The organism is Qipengyuania soli, assembly GCF_015529805.1.
GTDB classification, from domain to species: Bacteria; Pseudomonadota; Alphaproteobacteria; order Sphingomonadales; family Sphingomonadaceae; genus Qipengyuania; species Qipengyuania soli.
Window position 1 is genome coordinate 581,955 of sequence record NZ_CP064654.1, and the last position, 22,426, is coordinate 604,380.

Below are 22,426 nucleotides of genomic sequence, written 5' to 3' on the forward strand. Positions count from 1 at the left end.
GGATCGGCGCGGGGTCAAGCAGGACATTCCCCACATGAAACTAAGCCGCACCGCAGCCCGTCTTATCGGGACCAGCGCCTTCGCCATCGCTGCCATCGCCGCGCAGCCTGCCTATGCCCAGGATGCCGACACGACCGGCGCCGAAGAGCAGGCAGACGGCCAGCTCAATACCATTATCGTGACCGCCAACCGGCGCGAGGAAAACCTGCAGGAGGTGCCGGTTTCGGCAGCCACCCTGTCGGCCGACACGGTCAAGACCATCTTCGACGCCGGTGCCGAAGTCACCGCGCTCGCCGCTCGCGTCCCGGGCCTCTTCGTCGAAAGCTCCAACGGCCGTGCAGCCCCGCGCTTCTACATCCGCGGCCTCGGCAACACCGACTTCGACCTCGCTGCCTCGCAGCCGGTTTCGGTCGTGATGGACGACGTTGTGATGGAAAACGTCACGCTGAAGTCCTTCCCCATCTTCGACATCGAGCGCATCGAAGTGCTGCGCGGTCCTCAGGGCACGCTGTTCGGCCGCAACACCCCGGCGGGCATCGTCAAGATCGACACCGTCAAGCCGGGTGACGAGTTTGCGGTAGCCGGTTCGCTCAGCGTCGGCAGCTTCGGTTCGGTTTCGGCCGATGGCGGCGTCACCATCCCGTTGGTCGACGGCATGGTATCGATGCGCCTTTCCGGCCTGTGGCAGCACCGCGGCAACTGGGTCGATAATGGCTACACGGGTGAAAAGAACGCGCTCGGCGGCTATGACGAAATCGCCGGCCGCGCCCAGCTGCTCATCACGCCGACGGAAGAGCTCTCGATCCTCGGTACCTATGCGGTGCGTGACCTCGACGGCACTTCGACGCTGTTCCGCGCCAACATCCTCGGGCCCGGCGACAACGAGCTGAACGAAAACTACGATCGCGACACCGTCTTCTTCGATGCGGGTGGCGGCAATCAGGCCAAGTACAAGGCCGACATCGCCACTGTGAAGCTTGACTACGATGCGGGCTTCGGCACCTTCACCAGCATCACGAGCTGGGCGAACAGCGAAGGCTCGAGCCGCGGCGACATCGACGGTGGCTTCGGCGCGTCCTTCCTCCCCGAGATGGGTCCCGGCTTCATTCCGTTCCCCTCGGACACGCAGGACTCGATCGAGCTCGACCAGTTCACCCAGGAAGTCCGTCTCGCCTCGGCAACGGGCGGTGCGATCGAATGGCAGGTCGGCGGCTTCTACTTCGACAGCGACTTCGACGTGACAACGGTCGGCTTCGATTTCCCGCCGCCGGTTACCGTCAACCACACCAACGAGAGCTGGGCGGTCTTCGGGCAGGTTTCGACCCGCGTCAGCGACGTTCTCAAGCTGACCGGCGGCCTGCGCTGGACCGACGACCAGAAGAACTTCATCGTCAAGTCGGGTTCTGCCCCGCAGGCGCGTGAAGTTTCCGACGCTCGCCTGAGCTGGGATGCCGCAGCGTTCCTCGATGTCAGCGATGACGCCAGCGTCTATGCCCGCGTGGCCAGCGGCTTCCGCGCCCCGACCATCCAGGGCCGCGACGTGGCCTTCTTCTCGGCTCCCTCGATCGCAACCAGCGAAAAGATCATGAGCTACGAAGCCGGCTTCAAGTCGGAGCTGGCCGGTCGCACGGTGCGCCTGAACGGTGCGATCTACTACTACACGATCAAGGACCCGCAGTTCTCGGCCGTGGGTGGTGCCGACAACCTCGTCCAGCTGGTGAATGCCGACAAGGGTCGCGGCTACGGCTTCGAACTCGACAGCGCGTTCCAGGTGACGCCTGACTTCCTCATCACGGCCGGCCTCAGCTACAACAACACGAAGATCCAGGACGATACGCTGGCCGTGGGCATCTGCGCCCAGTGCACCGTAACCGATCCGACGGTCGTGCTGTCGGGCAACACCCGCGCACTGGTCGATGGCAACCCGTTCCCCAATGCGCCCGAGTGGATCGCCGACGTCACCGCACGTTACGCTGTTCCGATGGGCAATTCGGGCGAGCTGTTCGTGTTCACCGACTGGGCCTATCAGGGGAAGACCAACTTCTTCCTGTATGAAAGCAAGGAGTTCAACTCGAACAACCAGGTCGAGGGTGGTCTCCGTATCGGTTACGCCAAGACCGACGGCAGCTTCGAACTGGCGGCCTTCGTGCGCAACATCACCGATGCCGACAATGTGAAGGGTGGCATCGACTTCAACAACAACACGGCTTTCGTGAACGACCCGCGCGTCTTCGGCGTGTCGGCACGCTTCAGCTACTGAGCCGGTTGATCTGACAGGAAGGGGGTCGGGCCGCGGGTCCGGCCCCTTTCTTATTGTCCTTCGGGAATGACGTGGAATTCGACCGCCTCGGCGGGGTCGAGGTAGGTGCGCGCCGTTTCCATGATCTGTTCGGGTGTAACTGCCGAATACCGCTCCTTGGCAGTGACAAAACGCTCGATGTCTTCCGGCTTGCTCTGGGCGCGGTCGACATAGCCCATCCAGCCGCCATTGCTCTTCAGCCGGTTGTCGAAACTTTCGAGTACCGGCTGCAAGGCGCGTTTGAGAAGGTCTGGGTCCACCGGTTCAGCCCGCAGCTTCTCTATGACCGAAACCAATGCCCCGTGCGTCGCAGCGATGTCCTTCACGTCGACCTGCGCACCGACCATGAAGGTGCCGAAGCCGGTCCACACCTCGGACTGGGTCGTGTCGACTTCCGAACCGTAAGTCTTGCCGAGTTCTTCCCGCAGGGTGTCCGTCACCATAAGTCGGACAATGCGTCCAAGGAGAGTGAGGCGGGTGGATCGCTCCCAGTCGCTATCGTCGGCGGTGGGCCACATGAGATTGACCAGCGCCTGGTCCTTCTCGCCGCCATGGCGGACAATCTTTAGACCACGCTCCTTGGTGAAGCTGCGCTGGCGTTCTCCCTGGTCATAGGGACGAAAATTCGCTTCGCGCGGGGGAAGTGCACCAAGGGTGCGGGCCACCGCATCGATGGCCTTTTGCTGGTCGAAGTCGCCGACGACGGCGATTTCGATCGCGCCTCGGGTCAGACGATCGGAAATTGCATCGCGCAAGCTGCCGAAATCGAGTGCGAGGTAGGATTCGAGCGGCTGCCGCGAGAAGCGTGGGTCGCCATCCGTGACGATGTTCCGCATCGCTTCCCCGAAGGCTGACGATGGGGTTTTGTCGAGACGGGCAAAGAATGCGGGAAGGCTCTGCCTCCACGCCCCCAGACCTTCGGCCCGGTATCCCGGGTCACTCACGAATGCGGCCAGAACCTGGAGCTGGAATTCGAGATCCTTAGGTGTGGTGTTGCCGGACATTGCGAAGCGATCGTCCTCGACCGAAATGTTGCCGCCAACCGAGCGTCCCGCCAGCAATGTTTGTAACTGGTCGAGCGAATGCTTGCCCAGGCCACCGGCTGCCAGTCGTCCGAAGAGTTCGGTGCCGAGCGGTTTCTCCTTGCTGTCGACAAGCCGGCCGCCATCGATGCCGAGCTGCACAGCCACCCGATCCTTTTCGAGCGTAGTCTGCTTGAGGTTGAGCATGACACCGTTTGCGAAGCGCAAGGTGCGGATGTCGAGCCTTTCGGACATCGTGTCGGACACGATTTTCCCAGGCGCTCCGAAATCGGTATAGCCGAACTCGGTGACGGCCTCCTGCGGCGGAGCATCGACCTTCCTTGCATATGCGGCAGCGACGGCCTCGCGCAGTGCGCCTTCGCCACCCTCGGGTGCGGCCTTGCCGGTAAAGCGCACCAGCGGCGCTGCGAGTTCGGGCCAGCCGTCCTTCATCGCTCCAAGCACGGCCTCAGGACTGATGGTGTCGGCCATCGCCTCGAACTGGGCGAGGCGATTGGCAGCACTGTCGGGCACCGAATTGCCTTGAGCGGTTGCGAGCGCCGCGCCTAGCCATCCGCCGTTGCTGCGGGTCGGTTCCTGCGCCGCAGAGTTTTCGAGCGAGTTGCGGATATTGGCTACCTGTTCCGCCACTTCGGCGGCGGTGAAGCCGTACTCCATGGCGCGGCGATACTGGTCGACCGCGGCGTCGAGCCCGCGCTGCCAGCCGCCATCCTCCGTCACCACGGTAAGTCGCGTCGTGCGCGACAGATTGTCCTGTTCGGAAAGTTGCAGGAAGGCTCCGCGGAATGGCGGGTCTTCCTTCTGCGCCTCGCGGCTCATCCGGCGGCCGATTATGCCGCTTGCCACTTGGCGTAGGGTTTCCTGTTGCCGAGCCGCAATGGTATCGGGTGCATCGACAAAGGCCGCGTGGCGCATCAGCGTCACGCTCTCGTCGAGGGCGGGGTGGGTGTAGATGTCATAGGCGTCGGCATACGCCGGATCGACGGGCCCCGGGCTCGGCTGGTCGGGAGACACTGCCGGCTTCCAGTCGGCGAAACGTGCGCGGATGGCCGCCTCGACCTTCGCAGGATCGTAATCACCCACCACGACAAGGGTGGTCGAGGAGGGAACGTATTCACGCTCCCAGAATCTCCGCAGCCCCGTGGCGGTTGCCGCTTCGAGGGTCTCTACCGTGCCGATGGGCAGGCGGGCCGGCATCCGTCCCTCGGGATAGGTGAATTCCAGCCCGTCGACGAAGTTCTGCAGCGCATAGGTGTTGCGCACCCGCCGCTCGGACAGCACAACGCCGCGCTCCCGCTCGACCGCTTCTGGGGTGATGGTCAGCTCGCTCGCCGTTTCGCGCATCAGCATCAGCGCGGTGCCGAGCAGTTCCTCGTCGGCTCGCGGAAGGTCGAGCTTGTATTCGGTGTACTCGAAGCCGGTCGAGGCATTGGTGTCGGCGCCGAAGGCCAGACCGAGGCGTTCGAGCAGCTTGACCATCTCGCCCTCGGGCACATTGGTCGAGCCATTGAAGGCCATGTGCTCGACATAGTGGGCGAAGCCGCGTTCCTCGTCATTTTCATCCAACGCGCCCGCATGAACCAGCATGCGAACAAGTGCAGTGCCCTCCGGTCGCTCGTTGTGGCGAATGATGTAGCGCATGCCGTTTTCAAGCTTGCCGAAGACCCAGCCGTCGGCTGGCTGGATATCGCTTTCCTCCAGTTCCCATGCAGCAGGATCCCAGCCTACCGCTTCGGCATGAGCGACCGACGATGTGGTAAGAAGGAGGGCGGCAAAGAGAGACTTGCGAATGATCATGGGCAAGGGCTGCCCTATCGGCACCCGGCTGACAATGGCGTGAACCTTCTTGTTAACGCTGGAGGCGATTTTGCCCGTGTTTTCGTGCGATTGGCACGATATGGAGATGCCCGTGAGCAGGCTCGATCTCGTCTATAATCCGGTGTCGGGCAGCTTCAGCCAGGCGCATCTCGATGCGCTGGTAGCGGCGCTTCGTTCCGAGGGGTTCGAGGTGACCCCGCTGCCGACGACGGCCGAGGGGGCGCAGTTCTCGGGCGACGCGGATCTCATCTGCATCCATGGCGGCGACGGGACATTGCGCGATTGCGTAAAGACGCTCGGCGAGGATGCAGGGCGTATCCCGCTCGCCGTGGCGCCTTCGGGCACGATCAACCTCGTGGCCCGAGAACTGGGCTATCCGCGACAGCCGGAAGCCTTCGCTCGCAAGTTGGCGGAAGGTTGGAAGCGTGGTTCGGAAAGCTGGATCCATGCACCGCTCTACCAGCTGGGCGACATGCCGATCGTATCGTGCCTTTCAATCGGGCCGGACAGTCATGCGGTTGCCCGCGTGTCGGGACCGCTCAAAAAGCGCATCGGGCGCTATGCCTATGTCGTGGCGATGATGCAGCAGATGCGCGAATGGCCACGCTCGGCGATGCAGATCAGGGGTACGGCCGTCGATGGCGAGCGTTTCGAATGCGCAGCCGAAGCCGTGATCGTGTCGAGCGCGGCGCTCTACGCCGGACCCTTTCGCCTGAGCCCGCAGGCCGCACTCGCCGCGGATTCGGTCGAGCTCATATCGCTGAAGAAATCGACCCGCCTTCGCACCATCGCGCTCAGCCTTGCCGCCATGTTCAACCTGTCGGTGGCGCGCCTCGGCATTGCCGAAGTACGCTCTGTCCGCCGCGTCGAGTTCGACCGTTGCGTTACTCCCGTACAAGTCGACGGCGACCACATGCCCGATTGCGCCTGGGCTATCGGTCCAAGCGGCCTGACGCTGCGCTACGTGGTCTGATTACTTCTTCGGCTTGGGCGAGCTGCGCAGGCGGCCGCGGTGTGCGTTCATGTCAAGCACTTCGCCGGGACCGCTGTCGTCGTCCTGCAGCAGGCGGAGGCGTCGGGCGACTTCCTGATAGGCCTCGCTTTCCCCGCCAAGGTCGCGGCGGAAACGATCCTTGTCGAGCTTTTCGCCGGTGTTGATGTCCCACAGGCGGCAGCCGTCGGGGCTGATTTCGTCGGCCAGGATCACGCGGCTGTAGTCGCCGTCCCAGATGCGTCCGAACTCGAGTTTGAAGTCGACCAAGCGGATGTCGATCGCGCTGAACATGCCGCACAGGAAGTCGTTGATGCGGATTGCCATCGACGAGATGTCCTGCATCTCTTCGTGGCTGCACCAGTTGAAGCAGGCGATTTCCTCTTCCGAGACCAGCGGGTCGCCGAGGCTGTCGTCCTTGTAGCAATATTCCAGCAACGTGTGCGGGAGCAGCTCGCCTTCCTCGATGCCGAGACGCTTGCTGAGCGAGCCGGCGGCTACATTGCGCACGATCACTTCGAGCGGGATGATCTCGACCTGGCGGATCAGCTGCTCGCGCATGTTGAGGCGACGGATGAAGTGCGTCGGGATGCCGATGTGCGAAAGGCGGGTGAAAACGAACTCGCTGATGCGGTTGTTGATCACACCCTTGCCGTTGATCGTGCCCTTCTTCTGGGCGTTGAAGGCGGTCGCGTCGTCCTTGAAATACTGGATCAGCGTGCCCGGTTCGGGGCCTTCGTAGAGGATCTTGGCCTTGCCTTCGTAGATCTGGCGGCGACGTGCCATCGGACAGTATTCCTTATCGCTCAAAAAGCTGTCGCCCCGGTAGCGGAATCGGCTGGCGACCGCGGCCCGGGGCGTTCGCTTGGCGCATACAGAAGCGCAGGTGCGAAAGCAATTGTGGGCGGGTTCAGTGTACCGCTTTGGACGGGAGGTCTTCCACCGCCGGTGCGTGGTCTTCCTTGAGCTTGGCGATCATCCGACCCAGCGTCGCTCGCTGGACAAGGACGCTGAACAGGACTGCGCCGAACGTTGCAGCCAGTATCAGCTCGCGCGTTTCGCCCGGTGGGAGGGAGAGGGCGAGAGCGATCGAGATCCCTCCGCGCAGCCCGCCCCACCACAAGACCCTCCCGGCGCCCTTTTCGCTTAGGCGCGCAGCGGGAATCGCCTTCGTCGAGATTGTGACCGCGATAGCTCGGGCCAGCAAGGTAAGCGGAATGACCGCCAGGCCGAAAACCAGGTCATCGAGGCCGGGTACCAAAGCGATCATCTCGAGGCCGATGAGCAGGAAGAGGACAGAATTCAGCAGCTCGTCGACCAGCTCCCAGAACTTGATCACGTAGTCGCGCGTCACGTCGCTCATGGCATAGGTAACGCCCTGGTTGCCGATCAACAGGCCTGCTACGGCCATGGCAAGGGGACCGGAAATGTGGAAGGCCGAACATAATGCATAGCCGCCCATTACGATGGCGAGAGTGATGAGCACTTCGAGGGTGTATTCGTCCATGCTCGCCAGCGCGCGATAGCCGATCCAGCCGAACACCAGTCCGACCACCACGCCGCCACCGGCTTCAATCGCGAAAAGTCGGGCCCCTTCGGCGAGCGAAAACTCCGCCCCTGTTATCGCTGCCCCCAGAAGAATCGTGAAGACCACGATACCGACACCGTCGTTGAACAGGCTTTCACCCGCGACTGCGCTCTGGAGCGATGCTGGGACGTTTTCCTCGCGCAGGACGCCCAGGACAGAAACCGGATCAGTGGGCGAGATTAGAGCGCCGAAAACGAAGTACCAGATCGGCGCGATCGGAAGGCCCAGCAGTAGACCGACGCCCATCGTCGCGAAACCGACCAGCACGGTCGAGACGATCACGCCGACAGTCGAGAGCAGGAGAACGGGCAGCCAGGCGGAGCGTAGACGCTCGAGATCGACATGCAGGGCGCCTGCAAAAAGCAGGAAGCTGAGCATTCCTTGCAGCAGTGTCTCGGTAAAATTCAGCTCCTCCAGCAGGCGAGCGACGCGGTCATCAACTGTGACTCCTGGCAGCAGGGCATTGGCAAGCATCAGTCCGGTCGCTGCCAGCGCACCCATGACGGTCAGGCCGATGACATGCGGCAGGCGCAGGAAATGGTGGTTGAACCACCCAAGAAATGCGGCGGTGACGACGAGCAGGGCGGCAATGTCGAACGCCGACAGTGCGGCGGAAGCTGTTTCGTGCATGGGATGGGGGGTAGCGCGGGTTCCACGCAAGGTGAAGCTTGCGCGCCAACAAAGGCTTGGGCAGCATTGTGCGCGCATGCACCGCTACCGTCACTCCGGCCTCGAAATCGTGTCCGAGATCGCCCTGCCGGAATGGGACGGCTTTGCGAGCAGTTCGGCTAGCCACGCAGACATCAAGATCGAGCTGTCCGACGAACGTTCTCCGGCGTTTCCAAGGGACGGCAGCACCTATTCATCGGGCTCGACTGCGGGTTTCTGCATAGAAGGCGTCGGCGGGTGGGAGCTCGAGGCAGGACGTCGGATGACGCTTTATCCGAGCCTCGCCGTAGACCCAGCTGAACTGCGTCTGTTCACACTGGGAAGTGCCTGGGGCGTGCTCGGTTACCAGCGCGGCGATCCGATGTGGCATGGCAGCGCCGTGGAATTGGATGGCAGGGCAGCCCTGTTTTGTGGTGATGCGGGCGAAGGCAAGAGCACGATGGCGGCGGCCATGGTAGCTACGGGCGCGAGGCTGGTTGGGGACGATCTTTCGAAGGTGGAGCCGAACGCCGGGGGTGCGCTGATCCACCCTTCATCTTCGCGGCTCAAGCTGTGGGGTGCAGCGGTCGATCATTTCGGCTGGCGCGAGCGCGTGGTCCAGCGCGACGTGATGCGCGAAGACAAGTTCCACTGCCATATCGAACCCAACCATGCCGGAGGTCCGCCGCTCCCGCTGGCCGCAATTGTCGTGCTGGAAAGCGGCGAGGCCCCGTTGCTGGAGCCGTTATCGGGCAGCGAAGCGCTTGCCGAGGTCCTGAGCGGCACGATCTACCGCCCCGAAGCGCTCGAAACCATGGGCCGCTGGGGCGAGCAGGGCGCGCTGGCAGCGCGAATCATCGCAGGTGCCAAGGTATTCCGCCTGACCCGACCGCGCGATCTCGGGGCAATCGGCGAGAGCGCCGGGCTGGTTTCGGAGATGCTGGATCGGCTCGGGTAGCGAAGTGGTGCCCAGGGGCGGAGTCGAACCACCGACACGACGATTTTCAGTCGTCTGCTCTACCACTGAGCTACCCGGGCACACTGCTTCGGCGGAGGGGCTACAAGAGCCCCGCGAGCAATGAGAGCGCGCCTATGGCGAAGCGGGCACGCCTTGGCAAGGGGGTAATTCAGTCCTCGCGCGTGCGCAGGACTTCGTCGGCGATTTCCTCGGGCATGGCAGGGCGACCGGGCACGGCGTAACCGTCGCCGAACCATTGCGCCAGATCGCGGTCTCGGCAGCGCGAAGAGCAGAACGGGCTGAACTCGGCACTGCGCGGCTTGCGGCAGATCGGGCAGGGTTTGGACGAGTTAGGCATGATCGACCATCTGGGCATGGGGAGCCGCAATCGCAATGCCGGGATCGGCCCTGACCAAGAGTTCGCGGCCCATCCGGCGGCGCAATTCGTCGAGCCATTCGGGACGCAGCTTGTCGATGACCGCGGGATGGGCGGACAGCTCGATCCGACCCGCCCCCGCCAGACCCTCGGCCTTGCGCAGCAGCACGCGGGCAGCAGCCCCCGCGCGGTTGCGCGCGATGCGATGGAGGAGCGAGGGACGCTCCAGCCGCGCGATGATCTGGACGAAACCGAAGCCGTTCATGGCGGTGCGTTCATGTGGCCAGTGTGCGAGGTTTTCTTCCAGCCCGGTATCGACGACCTTGCGATCTCCCTTGTCGCTGACGGTGGGGAAATCGATACCGATGTTGCCGGCAAGGTCGAACCGCGCGATGCTGCGCGCCAGCGCCGGGATGCCATTGAAGGTGATCGCTTCGAATGGCCCGCCGTCGATGTCGATCAGCGTCATGGCCGGGGTCTCGGCGAAGAGCAGGCTCCCGCCGTAAAAATCGACCTGCTGGATCGCGGCTTCCATCCACAGATCGTCCCAGTCTGCGTCGTCCGGGAAACGGTGGACGATTTGCACTTCGGCCTCCTCGCCCAAGGCTTCGGCGAGCGACGGAGCGGGCTTCACCGGGTTCTCGGTGAACCGGCACTGGGCAAGCTTGAGCCGGCCCCGTTCGGCCATGGCTTCGCGCGTCACCCGCATTCGGACAGGGGCGCCGATGCTGACTGGACGGGGAACGAGCGGGCACAAGGCCTTCTCGCCATTGGCGAACTCGACCAGGCCCGCGCGGCCTTCGCCCAGTCTTTCGAGCAGCTTCGCATCGGCGATCTCGCCGGTTACCAGCCCACTTCCGGGCCAGCTGACGCGCGCCGCATCGATGCCGTTGTCGCCGAGCCGGATCGCGCGATGTTCGCCGATCCCTTCTTCGACGAGCCAGCGGTCAGGCAAGGTCGAACCCCGCCGCCTTGAGCAGCGCGCGTGTCTCGTAGAGCGGCAGGCCGACAACGCCCGAATGGCTACCCTGGATGCGGCTGATCAGACCCTCGGCAATGCCCTGGATGGCATAGCCACCCGCTTTGCCGTGCCATTCGTCGCTGGCGATGTAGGCCTCGATCTCCTCGCGCGAGAGGCGCTTGAAGATGACCACAGTCTCGCTCAGTCGCTCACGCATGGTGCCGTCAGGTGCGCGCAGGGCGATGGCCGACAGCACTCGGTGACGCCGACCCGACAGCAGTTCGAGGCACTGGCGCGCGGTCGCCTCGTCCTCGGCCTTGGGCAGGATGCGGCGGCCGGCGGCGACAACGGTGTCGCCTGCGAGCACGAAGCCTTCGGACGAAGCAGCGGTCTCTGCCTTCTCGCGCGCCATGCGCCTGGCGTAATCGCGCGGAAGTTCGCCCTTGCGTGGGCTCTCGTCGATATCGGCTGCGGTGATCGCGTCGGGCGTCAGGCCGAGGCGCGCGATGAGTTCGCGCCTGCGGGGACTTGCGGATGCGAGGATGAGCTTGGGCGAACCCACGCCGGATTACTGCGGGCCGGGGCCGCCGCGACCGGGCATGAAGCGGTAGGTGATGCGCGCCTTGGTCAGGTCGTAGGGCGTCAGTTCGCACAGGACCTCGTCACCCACCAGCACGCGGATGCGGTTCTTGCGCATCTTGCCGGCGGTATGACCGAGCACTTCGTGGCCATTCTCGAGCTCCACCCGGAACATCGCGTTCGGCAGCAGCTCGACCACGCGCCCGCGCATTTCGAGAAGTTCTTCTTTGGCCATGCAGTCTTGTTATCCGTAAATTGTCAGAAATTGCGTGGCGGCGCCTTTAGCCGGAGCGCGGCCAAAAGGGAAGCCTTGGCGCATCGGGTCGGGGCCGACCAAGAGTCCATATGTCTCGACGAGCGACAAACCGATACAGGAACCGCCCTTGCGGGGCATGGGTTCTTCCCGCAAGTGCGAGAGGGCGGGGGCATGTTTCGGTTTAGTTTGAAGGTGATCGTTGAGTAAGCTCCCCGCATTTGCAGTATCGCTGGCTGCCATCGCCTGGTCGACCTGTGCGATGGCGCAGGATGTCGCACAGGTCACGCCGTCGGATGGCAAGCCCCAGGAAGAACCGGCGGCGCTCGACCCCGGCACCATCGTCGTCACCGGCGAGCGTATCCGTGGCCAGCTGATCACCGACCAGCCGCCAGTCGCCGAATACGATGCCGCAGATATCGCGGCCTTCGGCGGGAGTTCGATTGCCGACATCATCTCCGCGATCGAGCCCGCCAGCGGCAGCGCGCGCGGTGGACGCGGAGGTGGCCAGCCGGTGTTCCTGATCAACGGCATCCGCGTATCGAGCTTCCGCGAATTCCGCAACTACCCGCCCGAAAGCATCGCCAAGGTCGAGGTGTTTCCCGAAGAGGTCGCCCAGCGCCTCGGCTTCCCGCCCGACCAGCGCGTGGTCAACATCGTGCTCAAGCCGAACTATTCCTCGATCACTGCGGAGCTCGAGCTCGAGGCGCCGCAGGATGGCGGCTATTCGCGCAACGAGCAGGAGCTAACCTATCTCAAGATTACAAGTGGCGGACGGCTGAACTTCAACCTCGATGTCGAGGACTCCAGCCCTCTGACCGAGGATGAGCGCGGCTTCACTGTTCCCTCGAGCATCGCCGGTGTCGATGACGAGGCACCTTATCGCACGCTGCTTTCCGACAGCCTCAAGGTAGAAGGCACGGCAAACTACGTCCGCGCCGATATCGACACGGGTGCATCGACCAGCCTCAATGCCACGGTCACACGCGAGGAAAGCCTCGGCCTGTCGGGCCTGCGCGAAGTGGGTGGCATCGTCTCTCCGCTGGAAACGCGGCGCACGACCGATACCTATGCCTTTGCCGGAGCCTACAACCGGCGTTTCGGCGGGTGGCAGGGGACATTCACCACCGACGTCATCCGTGCGCTCGGCGATACGGAGATCGACCGGCGCGACCAGACCGGCTTCGACCTTGCGCAGAGCAACACCTGGACCGTCACCAACAAGGCGACACTGGTCGGCTATCCGCTCGAACTGCCCGCCGGAGAGGTTTCGACAACCTTCGATCTTGGCCTCGACTGGAAGCGGATCGAGAGCGAGGATACCCGGTCGGACACAGGACTTCAGGCGACACGTCGCCGCTTGCGCGGAGGCGTCAACGTCTCCGTTCCGATTGCCGAGGATGAGGGCGCCTGGGGTGCCATCGGCAGCCTGACGGCCAACTTCTCCGCCGGCTCGGAGGATCTCTCGGACTTCGGCGGGCTTTACAGCTGGACCGCCGGGCTCAACTGGTCACCGACGCGCAGCCTCAACTTGCAGGCGACCCGGATCTGGCGCGAGGTTGCCCCGACGCTGAGCGACCTTGGCCGTCCGCGGATCGACAGCTTCAACGTGCCCGTGTTCGATTTCGTGACCGGTGACAGCGTGCTTGCGACTGTCACCACCGGCGGCAATCCGTCGCTGCTCGCCGAAACGCAGGCAGACTGGAAGTTTGGTGCGAACTGGGAATTGCCCTTCTGGAAGGACACGCGCTTCCAGGTCGATTACGCGCTCAACAACTCGAGCGACGTTACTCTCAGTTCGCCATCCTATTCGGCGGCTTTCGAAAGCGCCTTTCCGGACCGCGTCACGCGCGGCACTTCGGGCGAGCTGCTGGCCATCGACCGCCGTCCGGTGACGCTGTTTCGCACCAAGAGCAGGACGCTCAGCTTCGGTCTCAACACGCGCGGCACCATTGGCAAGGCGCGCGAGAGCGGTGGCGGTCAGGAGCAGGGACGTGGCGGTCCACCGGGGTTCGGTGGGGGAAGGCCCGGTGCGGGCGGTCCCGGTGGTGGTGGCGGGTTCGATCCCAACCGCTTCCGCGAGATGCGGGCGAAATTCTGCGCCGCACCTGCAACCGAGACTCCCGATCTCTCCCTGTTGCCGGAGCGTATGCGCGAGCGCCTGATGGGGCCCGACGGCAAGCCCGATCCTGTCCTGGTGAAGGACGCGCGCGACCGCTTTTGCAGCGAGAATACCGAGCGTGATTTCGAAGCCGTGCGGACGGCTCTCTGCACCGACCCGCCCAATATCGACGCCCTCCCACCGCAGATACTCGAGCGGCTGAAGCGCGAGGACGGCACGGTCGATCCGGACAGGCTCGCCGCGATTAAGGAACGGATCTGCGCCGCACCCGGAGCGCGACAGGGCGGTGAAGCCCGCAGCGCCGAGGCGCGCGGGGGCGGTGGACGCGGCGGCAGGGGCGGCCGGGGAGGAATGCCCTTCGGTCCCGGCGGCGGTGACAACGGGCAGGGCCGATACTTCGTCAGCCTCAACCACTCGATTGCGCTCGACAATGAGATACAACTAGCGCCCGGTGGGCCGATCTATGACCAGCTCGACGGCGAAGTCATCGGAGGCGGGGCGGTGCCTAAACACACAACGCGCCTCGAAGGCGGGCTGTTCTGGGGTGGCTACGGCTTGCGCGTGTCGGGCAATTACATCGGCGAAGCCGTGCTGCGCGGCAGTGGCCTGCCGGGGTCGAGCGACCTCTTCTTCGGGGACCTTGCGACCGTGGACCTGCGCCTGTTTGCCGATCTGGGGCAGGCTCTCAAGAAGGATGACGGTTTCCTCAAGGGCTTCCGTCTGTCGCTGGTCGTGAACAACCTCTTCGACGGGCAGCGCAGGGTCGTCGACAGCAGCGGGCAAATCCCCGATGCCTACGACCCGCGCCGCATCGATCCCGTCGGCCGATACTTCGGCATCGACCTCAGGAAGCAATTCTGACGCAAAGGCTCAGTGCAGTCGCGTCCGCGGGAAGGCGATGTTGGCAATCCCCCTTGGCTGGAACTTGCGCCACTTGCCCTCTTCCTGCGCCAGCCGGTCGGCGATGGCGTAGACTGCAGCGGGATTGACGCCCAGGCCGCAATGGCTGGCGAACACCTCGATGTTCTCGCACTGGTCATGGTCGCAATCCTGCACCGAGCCGCGCCAGTGGACCACGCCGTCGGCCTTGGTCAGGATCGAGGTCGTGGGGACGGGCGGAGCCTTGGCCAGCTCGCGGAAATTGCCGTTGCGAATGGGCTCGGGCTCATGGCCGTTGAGATATTCGAACAGGCGCCGCGCGTTGGTGTGGTTGCGATCATCGCTGATGGGCGAACCGAGGCTGATCACCTGCCGCACCTTTTCCGGTGCCAGCTTGGCGAGCTCGCGGGCGAATACGCCGCCGAGGCTCCAGCCGACGATGCTGACCTTGCCGCCGGTGCGTGCGTGAAGCTCGTCGACGCAGGCCATCATCGCCTCGATGCGCGCATTGTCGACGCGGACATTGCGTCCGAGGTTCCAGCCCACTGCATCGTAGCCGAGCTTGGCCAGCAGGCGGCGAAGCGGAGCGGTCGAGAAGTCCGAAGCCATGAAGCCCGGCAGGACCAGCACGCCGTGGCCGTCGCCGCGCGGCAGCATCCCCATCAGCGGGGTGAGCGCGTAGAAACTGGCGAGTTCGGTCATTGCGCGACCCGGTTCGGTCAGCGCGAGAACGATGTGCGGCGGACGGGCTTCATCCGGCGCAACGTTGGTCTTTGCAGTCACGTGGTGGCTTTTCCTTTCCCTTTCGGGGCAGCCGCTGAACGGCTGGCGACCCCTTTGGTGCCCTTCGCCGGGGCCTTTTTCGTTGCTGGTGCCCGCTTCTTGGCGGCGGGCTTCTTGTTGGTTGCTGGTGCCTTTGCCTCCGCCGGCTTGGGCGCAGCCGCACCACCCGCCTTCTTTGCGGCATCGCGCAGTTCGGTGAAGCTGTCCTCAATGCACTGGGCGTAGAATTCCGGATCGGGCAGCAGTTCGCGGCAGGCAGTAAACGCGATGGTCGCCTCGTCGGTATAGGACTGGACCACATGGCCGAGGCCCATGCCGTCGGTTAGGCACAGCAGGCCCATCATGCTCTCGAGCCTCGCGCCGGAGGAATAGATCGGAACCGGCGGACCCGGGACATTGGTGACGACCGTGGTGAACACCGGGCCCACACCGCGATTTGCGAGGCCGAGGCGGGTGTAGAGCTGCGCCCCGAGGCTCATCCACAGCGCCGGGCTGACCTTACTCACTTCGGTCATGTTGCGCGCGCCTACGGCGTCGGTCATCGCCTTGGAATTTGTCGTTCGGTCGTGGACGAAGCGCATCCGCTCGATCGGGTCTTCGATGTGGGTGCCCAGCGGGGCGACCATGGCGGCGACCTGGTTGCCCATGTCACCCTTCTCGGTCGCCGAGCGGACCGAGATCGGCGCCATTGCGGTCAGCGTCTTCTTCGGAAGGTCGTTCTTGGCGAGCAGGTACTTGCGCATCGCCCCGCCGACGATGGTCAGGAACACGTCGTTGACCTTGGCGCCCTCGACAGCGGTGCGGATCGCCTTGATGTCGGCCAGCGGTACGCTGCGTCCCTCGACCACGCGGTGGCCGGAAATCGCCCGGTTGAAGCGGGTCTTGGGCGCGATCATCTCGCCCGAAACGTCGAATTCCTTGGCGACTAAGCCCTTCAATGCCTTGGCCAGACCCGGTGCAGCCTTCGCCGCGACCTCGATCTGCTTGAGAGGGTTGGTAATGGCGTTGAAATAGCTCTTGCCCAGCAGTTCGACCGGATTGGGGACCTTCTCGGGCTTCCAGTCGTCCTTCGCCTCCGGCGGCGGTTCGTCGGGGGTCAGCGTGTGCATCGCCTCCATCAGGTCGATGCCGCTCATCCCGTCGATGGCCGCGTGGTGCACCTTGGTGACCATGGCGAAGCTGCCCTTCGCGATGCCGGGAATGTTTTCGAGACCCTCGACCACGGTGAACTCCCATGGCGGGCGGGTCAGGTCGAGCGGGCGGGCGAAGATGCGCGCCGCCTGGATGCACAATTGCCGCCAGTCGCCGGGTTTGGGCAGGGCGATGTGGCGGACGTGGTATTCGAGGTCGAAGTCCGGGTCCTCGATCCAGTAGGGATAGTCGAGATCGAAGGGCACGCGTACCAGCCGCTGGCGGATCGTGCGGGAGAGCTGCATGCGGCTCTCGAAGAAAGCCAGGATGTCCTTGAAGCGAACAAAGCCGCCGGGCGCAGTTTCGGGGTTGTAGATCAGTATCGAGCCGATGTGCATCGGCGAATTGCGCGTCTCCAGCGCGACGAAACTCGCATCCATCCCCTGGAGCTGGCGCATAGACTTCCTTTCGCGCTACCGCTTCGCTGCTTGAGCGCCGCGGCATCTTCTCCTGTACGGCCTGCTTTGCGCAGGTCCGAATGTTGCAGATGCTAACATCTGACGATTCCGCGTCAACTTGCCGCCTAGGTAAACGGCTTCCCTAGCGGCGAGGGCTCAGATCGCGTCGCCGGCTGCGACCCCGCTGGCCCAGGCCCACTGGAAGTTGTAGCCGCCCAGCCAGCCGGTAACGTCGACCGCCTCCCCAATCGCGTAGAGGCCGGGAATCCGCTTTGCTTTCATGGTCTTGGAAGAGAGTTCTGCGGTCGAGATGCCGCCCACGGTGACCTCTGCCTTGGCGAAGCCCTCGGTGCCGTTGGGGTGGAATTCCCAGCGCTTGAGCCGCTCTCCGGCTGCTCGCAACGCCTTGTCCGCCGTGTTGGCCAATTCGCTGCCCACACCAATCTTATCCGCAAGAATGTCGGCCAGGCGGTCGGGCAGGGCTTCGCGCAGCAGCGAGCGAATGGTGGCGCGCGGATGGTCGCGCTTGGCATCGAGCAGCCATTCGGCAGCGCGATCGGGCACGATGTCGATCGCAACCGGATCGCCCGGCCGCCAATACGAACTCACTTGCAGGATCGAGGGACCGGACAGGCCACGGTGGGTGAAAAGCGCCGCTTCGGCGAAGCTGGTCTTGTTGGCGGTCGCGACAACGGGTGCGGAAACACCGGATATTTCGCGAAACAGCACCTCTTCGCCGCCCAGGGTAAGTGGGACGAGTGCTGGACGCGGTTCGACGACCTTGAGCCCGAACTGGCGGGCGAGGTCATAGGCGAAACCGGTTGCGCCCATCTTGGGTATCGACGGGCCGCCGGTGGCGATCACGAGGGCATGAGCGGAGTAGGCCTCCGACTGCGTTTGGACAGTGAATGTCCCATTTTGGGACACTGCGACGACCTCCTCACCACACTTCACCTCGACACCGCCTTTTGCGCATTCCTCCAGCAGCATCGCGACGATCTGCTTCGCCGAACCGTCGCAGAAGAGCTGGCCGAGCGTCTTTTCGTGCCAGGCAATCCCGTACCTCTCAACGAGTTCGAGGAAATCGCGTGGTGTGTAGCGGGCCAGCGCACTCTTGGCGAAGTGCGGATTGGCGCTGAGGTAATTCGCCGGACCCGCGCCGATATTGGTGAAGTTGCACCGCCCGCCACCCGAGATGAGGATTTTCTTACCCGGTTGTTCGGCCTTTTCGAGGACCAGCACGCGCTTGCCGCGCTGGCCCGCACGCGCGGCGCACATTAGGCCAGCAGCCCCGCCTCCAAGAATGATCGCGTCAAATTCTGGCATCGCGCAGCGCCATTCACGCTTTGCCATTCGCGCGCAAGATTCCTATCTGCGATGCCATGTCGCGCACGAAAGCCGGTTCTCCCCCTGATCCCCGAGGCAAGGAGCGTTTCAACGAGGAACGCGCCGCCTACACTGTCGCCAGTGCGCAGCCCGACCTCGAGGCGGGGATCACCGCGATCCGCGAGACGGTGAAGGTGCTAAAGCCCAAGCCCGGCGTCTATCGCATGCTCGATACGCGCGGCGACGTGCTCTACGTCGGCAAGGCGCGCAGCCTGAAGGCGCGGGTCGCGAACTACGCGCAGGTCAAAGGACTCTCCAACCGGCTCCAGCGGATGATCAGCCAGACCCGGCGGATGGAGATCGTCACCACCAATTCCGAGGCAGAGGCGCTGTTGCTCGAAGCGCAGCTGATCAAGCGCTATCGCCCGCCGTTCAACGTCCTGCTGCGCGACGACAAGAGCTTCCCATTCATCCTGCTGCGCGCCGATCACGCATATCCGCGCATCCAGAAGCATCGTGGCGCGCGCAAGGCCAAGGGCAATTACTACGGCCCCTTCGCTTCGGCAGGTTCGGTCAACAAGACGCTGAACGCGCTGCAGAAACTGTTCCTGCTGCGAAGCTGCACCGACAGCTTCTTCAACAATCGCGACCGACCCTGCCTGCTCTACCAGATCAAGCGCTGTTCGGCCCCTTGCGTGGGGCGCATCGACCAGCAGGGCTACGACAGCCTGGTGCGCGAGGCGAAGGACTTCCTCGGCGGCAAGTCCTCCGCCGTGCAGGCGCAGATCGAGAAGCAGATGGCCAAGGCCGCAGCCGACCTCGATTTCGAGACCGCCGCCATCCTGCGCGACCGGCTGCGCGCAGCGACCTTCATCCAGGGGTCGCAGGCGATCAATGCGCAGGGAGTGGGCGATGCCGACGTCTTCGCGCTTGCTGCCAAGGGCGGGCAGGTCGGGGTGCAGGCCTTCTTCATCCGCGGCGGGCAGAACTGGGGCCACCGCACCTTCTACCCGCGCAACACCGGCGAACTCGACCTCGCCGAAGTGCTGTCCGACGTGCTGCTGCAATTCTACGAGGAAGTGCCGCCACCTCGTACGATCCTCGTCGATCGCGAGCTGACCGAGCAGGAGCTCGTGTCCGAGGCGCTGGCCGAGAAGGCGGGCCACGCCGTGGCCATTTCGATCCCCCAGCGCGGCACGCGGCGCAAGCTGATGGAGCAGGCGCAGCGCAACGCGGTCGAGGCACTCGACCGGCGGCTCGCGGAAAGCGGTACCAAGGCCAAGATTATGCGCGAGCTGGCAGAATTCCTCGAACTGGAGGACGTGCCGCAGCGGATCGAGGTCTACGACAACAGCCATATCCAGGGCGACAAGGCGCTGGGCGCCATGGTCGTTGCCAGCCCCGAAGGCTTCGAGAAAGGCCAGTACCGCAAGTTCAACATCAAGACCGCGCAGACCAATGACGACTTCGGCATGATGCGCGAGGTGATGGAGCGGCGTTTCCGCAACCTCGCCGAAAATCCCGATGGCGACACGGGCAAGAAAAACAGCCACGAGACCGTCTGGCCCGATCTCGTCCTCATCGATGGTGGCAAGGGCCAGATGTCATCGGTGCGCGACACTCTTGAGGAGATGGGGATCGAGGATGTCCCGCTGATCGCCATCGCCAAGGGCCCTCATCACGGCAGGGAAGGCCGCGAGGTGTTCCACTTCCCCGACGGACGCGAGAAAACGCTGCCCGTCAATTCGCCGCTGCTGTTCTACCTCCAGACCCTGCGCGACGAGGTCCACCGCTACGCCATCGGCGCCCACCGCGCCAAACGCAGCCGTGCCATCACCGCCTCACCTCTGGACGAAATCCCAGGCATCGGCCCCTCGCGCAAACGCGCCCTCCTGCTGCACTTCGGCACGGCGGGGAAGGTGAGGGCGGCGGCGCTGGACGACCTCAAACGTGCACCCGGCATCAGCGAGGGCGTGGCGCAGCAGATCTACGATTTTTATCACGCCGGGGGGTGATGGGTGGATGTCCGCTAGCGACCCGATTGTGGTCATCGTGTCATGTGCTAGCATTGGTTATCTAGGGAGATGGCCATGCTGAAACGACGTAACGTTCTTACAGCGGGATTAGCTTTGCCTTTGGCGGCAGGAGCAGCTTCCGCAAAGGGCCAGATGCCGCAAGATCCATTGGTTGGATCATGGTCATTGATCGAAGCGATGACCGTTCAAAAGGACGGGGAAACAGGTCCTTGGGATGGCCATACCCGCCCCTACACTGGGCTCATCGTTTATGGGGCCAGCGGTATGATGTCGGTGCAGATCGCCACAGCAAGGGCGCCAATGCCGTCGGATGGCAACCTCAGGAAGCTGACAGCGGACGAGCAATTGGCGTACCTCCACAGCTACTATGCCTACTATGGAAAATATGAGTTCGATCCTGCCCGGTCGGTAGTCACTCATTTCGTACAGTCGTCTCTCGATCCTACCGAAACCGGCATTGTTTATCGTCGGGCCGTGAAGCTTGTCGGCGATGTCGTCACGCTAACAACCTTGGAACCGAACGACGCGTCCGGCAGCCACAACGTGCTGAGCTGGCGCCGGCTTTGACGCGCATGCATTATTAAGTCAGCTTTTCACCCCAAAAATGTCATCCCAGCGAACGCTGGGATGACATGGGGTCAGCACCCCTTTCCTACACCTCGACTCTCGTGCCCTAACCTCGCGGATGAAGCACTACCGTCCTCGTGTCCCGCAATCCCGCTCGCCGCCCATTGCCATCCCGCCGTTCCACGCCGTCCCGGTGCGCATTCGCGCGGATGGGTGGACACCGCTGAGGCAGGCGGAGTTCATCGGACACCTCGCCGCCAAACGCTCGGTTGCGGCGGCGGCGCGCGAGGTGTCGATGGCGCGCGAGACGGCCTATCGCTTGCGTGAGAGGCCGGGTGCTGAAGGCTTCGCGGCGGCGTGGGACGTAGCGCTGGCGCGGACCGGGTCGGAGGCAGGGAGGGTGCGATTGCTCGCGGCGCTGATGGCAGCGCGCGAGGCATTGAAGCCCTCGCGAAAGGTCACAGTCGAGCAGCTCAAATGGCGGGTGGAGACCGGGCTGTGGCAGGTGTTTCTGCGAGGTGGTTGCTACGCCGGAGTGCGGCGCAATCCGGACAATTCCGCGCTTCTTGCGCTTCTCTCCCGCACTCGCCGCGCGGAGTGCGCGACCTGGTGAAAACGGAAGGTCACACATTTCCTCTGTGGTGTTTGCGTTCCACTCCCGCTGCCGATCCGATTTTGTCCCAGATCAACGACAGGCCGCGCTTCTCGCCCGACAAGGACCACAGCGAGGCTGTCGAGCGGTCGCTTGTCACCGCCGCCTCCGCGAGGAGACGCGATATGAAAACCATCCTGTTCAATGCGCTCGGAGACCCGTGCAACGCCGGGCGCCTCGATGCCGTGCTCGATATTGCGCGGGCATTCGAAGCACATGTGACGCTGCTCCATTCGGTGCCGTTCGAAGCGAGTGTGGCCATCGATCCCTACGCAGCGACCTTCGCCGCGCTTGCGCCAGTCTGGCAGGACGAGGCCAACCGCGTGCGCGACAAGATCATCGCCGATCTCGGGAACGAGGATGTTCCGTGGAACTGGGTCGAAACGGTCGGCCCGACTGCGCGCGCCCTCCTCAAGGAGTCCGCGCTGCAGGACCTGATCGTCGTCGGGGCCCGGGACCCGCAGGCAATCGATGCCGGGCCGTCATTTACAGCCGGCGAACTGGCGGTGACGGCCGATTGCCCCGTACTGGTGCTGCCAGAGAATGCCTCGCGCTTCGATGCCAGTGCCCCTGTACTGGTGGCTTGGGACGGGTCGGCCGAGGCATCGCATGCGCTCAAGGCCGCGGTGCCATTCCTGCGACAGGCCAAGGATGTGTATCTGGCGGTGGTCAAGGAGGCATCGAAGGGCGAGAAACCTCACGACCTGCCTCCACTCGGTGGTGCTGATTACCTTTCGCGCCATGGGATATCGAGCCAGCTGGTCGAAATCGACCCGCGCGAGCATGTCGTCGCCGAGGCTATCCGCACCGCAGCGGAAATTCGCCATGCCGGTCTCATCGTGATGGGGGCCTATGGGCGGACGCGCCTGTCGGAGCGGATCTTCGGCGGCACGACGCGCGACATGCTCGCGGACGTGCGAATTCCCCTGCTGTTGACGAACTGATGTGAAGAGGGCGG

Annotated in this window: 18 protein-coding genes and 1 tRNA gene; 8 read left to right on the forward strand and 11 right to left on the reverse strand. The window is 64.0% G+C overall.

Translation table 11 applies throughout. From position 1 onward, the window contains the following. The first annotated feature begins 34 nt into the window (after positions 1-34). Entirely contained in the window at positions 35-2,260 is a 2,226-nt protein-coding gene (locus tag IRL76_RS02890) for a TonB-dependent receptor (protein WP_200982985.1), read from the forward strand. A gap of 50 nt (positions 2,261-2,310) precedes the next feature. Here the strand turns inward: IRL76_RS02890 and IRL76_RS02895 are convergent, their stop codons facing one another. Further along, positions 2,311-5,139, reverse strand: a complete 2,829-nt coding sequence (locus IRL76_RS02895) for a M16 family metallopeptidase (RefSeq protein ID WP_200982987.1) — start codon at positions 5,137-5,139, stop codon at positions 2,311-2,313. A gap of 106 nt (positions 5,140-5,245) precedes the next feature. Between IRL76_RS02895 and IRL76_RS02900 the strand changes: the two genes are divergently transcribed. After that, on the forward strand, positions 5,246-6,133 hold the full coding sequence (locus IRL76_RS02900) for a diacylglycerol/lipid kinase family protein (protein WP_246449947.1): 888 nt from the start codon (positions 5,246-5,248) through the stop codon (positions 6,131-6,133). Here IRL76_RS02900 and purC read toward each other — a convergent pair whose 3' ends face one another. Both purC and IRL76_RS02910 read right to left on the reverse strand, forming a co-directional pair. After that, the gene (gene purC / locus IRL76_RS02905; RefSeq protein ID WP_200982990.1) at positions 6,134-6,937 is read right to left on the reverse strand and encodes a phosphoribosylaminoimidazolesuccinocarboxamide synthase; all 804 of its coding nucleotides are present in this window, start codon (positions 6,935-6,937) and stop codon (positions 6,134-6,136) included. Between the two features lie 124 nt (positions 6,938-7,061). Continuing rightward, positions 7,062-8,369, reverse strand: coding sequence for a cation:proton antiporter (locus IRL76_RS02910; protein ID WP_200982992.1), 1,308 nt, complete (start codon positions 8,367-8,369; stop codon positions 7,062-7,064). A gap of 76 nt (positions 8,370-8,445) precedes the next feature. On the opposite strand from IRL76_RS02910, the gene IRL76_RS02915 reads away from it, so the two are divergent. Continuing rightward, on the forward strand, positions 8,446-9,345 hold the full coding sequence (locus tag IRL76_RS02915) for a phosphoenolpyruvate carboxykinase (ATP) (RefSeq protein ID WP_200982995.1): 900 nt from the start codon (positions 8,446-8,448) through the stop codon (positions 9,343-9,345). A 5-nt stretch (positions 9,346-9,350) separates the two neighbouring features. Here the strand turns inward: IRL76_RS02915 and IRL76_RS02920 are convergent. The 5 genes from IRL76_RS02920 to infA all read right to left on the reverse strand — a co-directional run bounded on the left by IRL76_RS02920 (position 9,351) and on the right by infA (position 11,496). After that, positions 9,351-9,425, reverse strand: a tRNA-Phe gene (locus IRL76_RS02920). An 89-nt stretch (positions 9,426-9,514) separates the two neighbouring features. After that, positions 9,515-9,703: a DNA gyrase inhibitor YacG gene (locus IRL76_RS02925; protein WP_200982997.1), complete on the reverse strand. Its 189-nt coding sequence runs from the start codon at positions 9,701-9,703 to the stop codon at positions 9,515-9,517. Next, positions 9,696-10,676: a ribonuclease gene (locus IRL76_RS02930; protein ID WP_200982999.1), complete on the reverse strand. Its 981-nt coding sequence runs from the start codon at positions 10,674-10,676 to the stop codon at positions 9,696-9,698. Before IRL76_RS02930 ends, IRL76_RS02925 begins: the two co-directional genes overlap by 8 nt. Next, entirely contained in the window at positions 10,669-11,244 is a 576-nt protein-coding gene (locus tag IRL76_RS02935; protein ID WP_200983001.1) for a Maf family protein, read from the reverse strand. The genes IRL76_RS02930 and IRL76_RS02935 overlap by 8 nt, the downstream gene beginning before the upstream one ends. Before the next feature lie 6 nt (positions 11,245-11,250). Further along, complete coding sequence (gene infA, locus IRL76_RS02940; RefSeq protein ID WP_007163491.1) at positions 11,251-11,496, reverse strand: translation initiation factor IF-1; 246 nt, start codon at positions 11,494-11,496, stop codon at positions 11,251-11,253. A 220-nt stretch (positions 11,497-11,716) separates the two neighbouring features. Between infA and IRL76_RS02945 the strand changes: the two genes are divergently transcribed. Further along, the gene (locus tag IRL76_RS02945; protein ID WP_200983003.1) at positions 11,717-14,497 is read left to right on the forward strand and encodes a TonB-dependent receptor; all 2,781 of its coding nucleotides are present in this window, start codon (positions 11,717-11,719) and stop codon (positions 14,495-14,497) included. A 9-nt stretch (positions 14,498-14,506) separates the two neighbouring features. Here the strand turns inward: IRL76_RS02945 and IRL76_RS02950 are convergent, their stop codons facing one another. From IRL76_RS02950 to IRL76_RS02960, 3 genes are all read right to left on the reverse strand, one after another. After that, a complete protein-coding gene (locus IRL76_RS02950; RefSeq protein ID WP_246449949.1) occupies positions 14,507-15,298 on the reverse strand; it encodes an esterase/lipase family protein in 792 nt (263 codons plus the stop codon). Next, a complete protein-coding gene (locus IRL76_RS02955) occupies positions 15,295-16,887 on the reverse strand; it encodes a WS/DGAT/MGAT family O-acyltransferase (protein ID WP_246449950.1) in 1,593 nt (530 codons plus the stop codon). The genes IRL76_RS02950 and IRL76_RS02955 overlap by 4 nt, the downstream gene beginning before the upstream one ends. Before the next feature lie 156 nt (positions 16,888-17,043). Beyond that, complete coding sequence (locus tag IRL76_RS02960; protein WP_200983005.1) at positions 17,044-18,213, reverse strand: BaiN/RdsA family NAD(P)/FAD-dependent oxidoreductase; 1,170 nt, start codon at positions 18,211-18,213, stop codon at positions 17,044-17,046. A 56-nt stretch (positions 18,214-18,269) separates the two neighbouring features. Here IRL76_RS02960 and uvrC point away from each other — a divergent pair, with 56 nt between their 5' ends. The 4 genes from uvrC (at position 18,270) to IRL76_RS02980 (ending at position 22,412) form a co-directional block, all read left to right on the forward strand. Then, positions 18,270-20,228, forward strand: coding sequence for an excinuclease ABC subunit UvrC (uvrC, locus tag IRL76_RS02965; protein ID WP_200983007.1), 1,959 nt, complete (start codon positions 18,270-18,272; stop codon positions 20,226-20,228). Between the two features lie 75 nt (positions 20,229-20,303). Next, entirely contained in the window at positions 20,304-20,816 is a 513-nt protein-coding gene (locus IRL76_RS02970; protein WP_200983008.1) for a lipocalin-like domain-containing protein, read from the forward strand. Between the two features lie 118 nt (positions 20,817-20,934). After that, positions 20,935-21,429, forward strand: coding sequence for a hypothetical protein (locus IRL76_RS02975; protein ID WP_200983010.1), 495 nt, complete (start codon positions 20,935-20,937; stop codon positions 21,427-21,429). Between the two features lie 164 nt (positions 21,430-21,593). Beyond that, positions 21,594-22,412 (forward strand): universal stress protein, encoded by an 819-nt coding sequence (locus IRL76_RS02980; protein WP_200983012.1) that lies wholly within the window; start codon positions 21,594-21,596, stop codon positions 22,410-22,412. Positions 22,413-22,426 lie beyond the last annotated feature (14 nt).

What these genes read in the sequence shown, in the direction of transcription:
- IRL76_RS02890 (WP_200982985.1), top strand. Translation starts at nt 35, where the DNA reads ATGAAACTAAGCCGCACCGCAGCCCGTCTTATCGGGACCAGCGCCTTC.
- IRL76_RS02895 (WP_200982987.1), bottom strand. Translation starts at nt 5,139, where the DNA reads ATGATCATTCGCAAGTCTCTCTTTGCCGCCCTCCTTCTTACCACATCG.
- IRL76_RS02900 (WP_246449947.1), top strand. Translation starts at nt 5,246, where the DNA reads ATGCCCGTGAGCAGGCTCGATCTCGTCTATAATCCGGTGTCGGGCAGC.
- purC (WP_200982990.1), bottom strand. Translation starts at nt 6,937, where the DNA reads ATGGCACGTCGCCGCCAGATCTACGAAGGCAAGGCCAAGATCCTCTAC.
- IRL76_RS02910 (WP_200982992.1), bottom strand. Translation starts at nt 8,369, where the DNA reads ATGCACGAAACAGCTTCCGCCGCACTGTCGGCGTTCGACATTGCCGCC.
- IRL76_RS02915 (WP_200982995.1), top strand. Translation starts at nt 8,446, where the DNA reads ATGCACCGCTACCGTCACTCCGGCCTCGAAATCGTGTCCGAGATCGCC.
- IRL76_RS02925 (WP_200982997.1), bottom strand. Translation starts at nt 9,703, where the DNA reads ATGCCTAACTCGTCCAAACCCTGCCCGATCTGCCGCAAGCCGCGCAGT.
- infA (WP_007163491.1), bottom strand. Translation starts at nt 11,496, where the DNA reads ATGGCCAAAGAAGAACTTCTCGAAATGCGCGGGCGCGTGGTCGAGCTG.
- IRL76_RS02955 (WP_246449950.1), bottom strand. Translation starts at nt 16,887, where the DNA reads ATGCGCCAGCTCCAGGGGATGGATGCGAGTTTCGTCGCGCTGGAGACG.
- IRL76_RS02960 (WP_200983005.1), bottom strand. Translation starts at nt 18,213, where the DNA reads ATGCCAGAATTTGACGCGATCATTCTTGGAGGCGGGGCTGCTGGCCTA.
- uvrC (WP_200983007.1), top strand. Translation starts at nt 18,270, where the DNA reads ATGTCGCGCACGAAAGCCGGTTCTCCCCCTGATCCCCGAGGCAAGGAG.
- IRL76_RS02970 (WP_200983008.1), top strand. Translation starts at nt 20,304, where the DNA reads ATGCTGAAACGACGTAACGTTCTTACAGCGGGATTAGCTTTGCCTTTG.
- IRL76_RS02975 (WP_200983010.1), top strand. Translation starts at nt 20,935, where the DNA reads ATGAAGCACTACCGTCCTCGTGTCCCGCAATCCCGCTCGCCGCCCATT.
- IRL76_RS02980 (WP_200983012.1), top strand. Translation starts at nt 21,594, where the DNA reads ATGAAAACCATCCTGTTCAATGCGCTCGGAGACCCGTGCAACGCCGGG.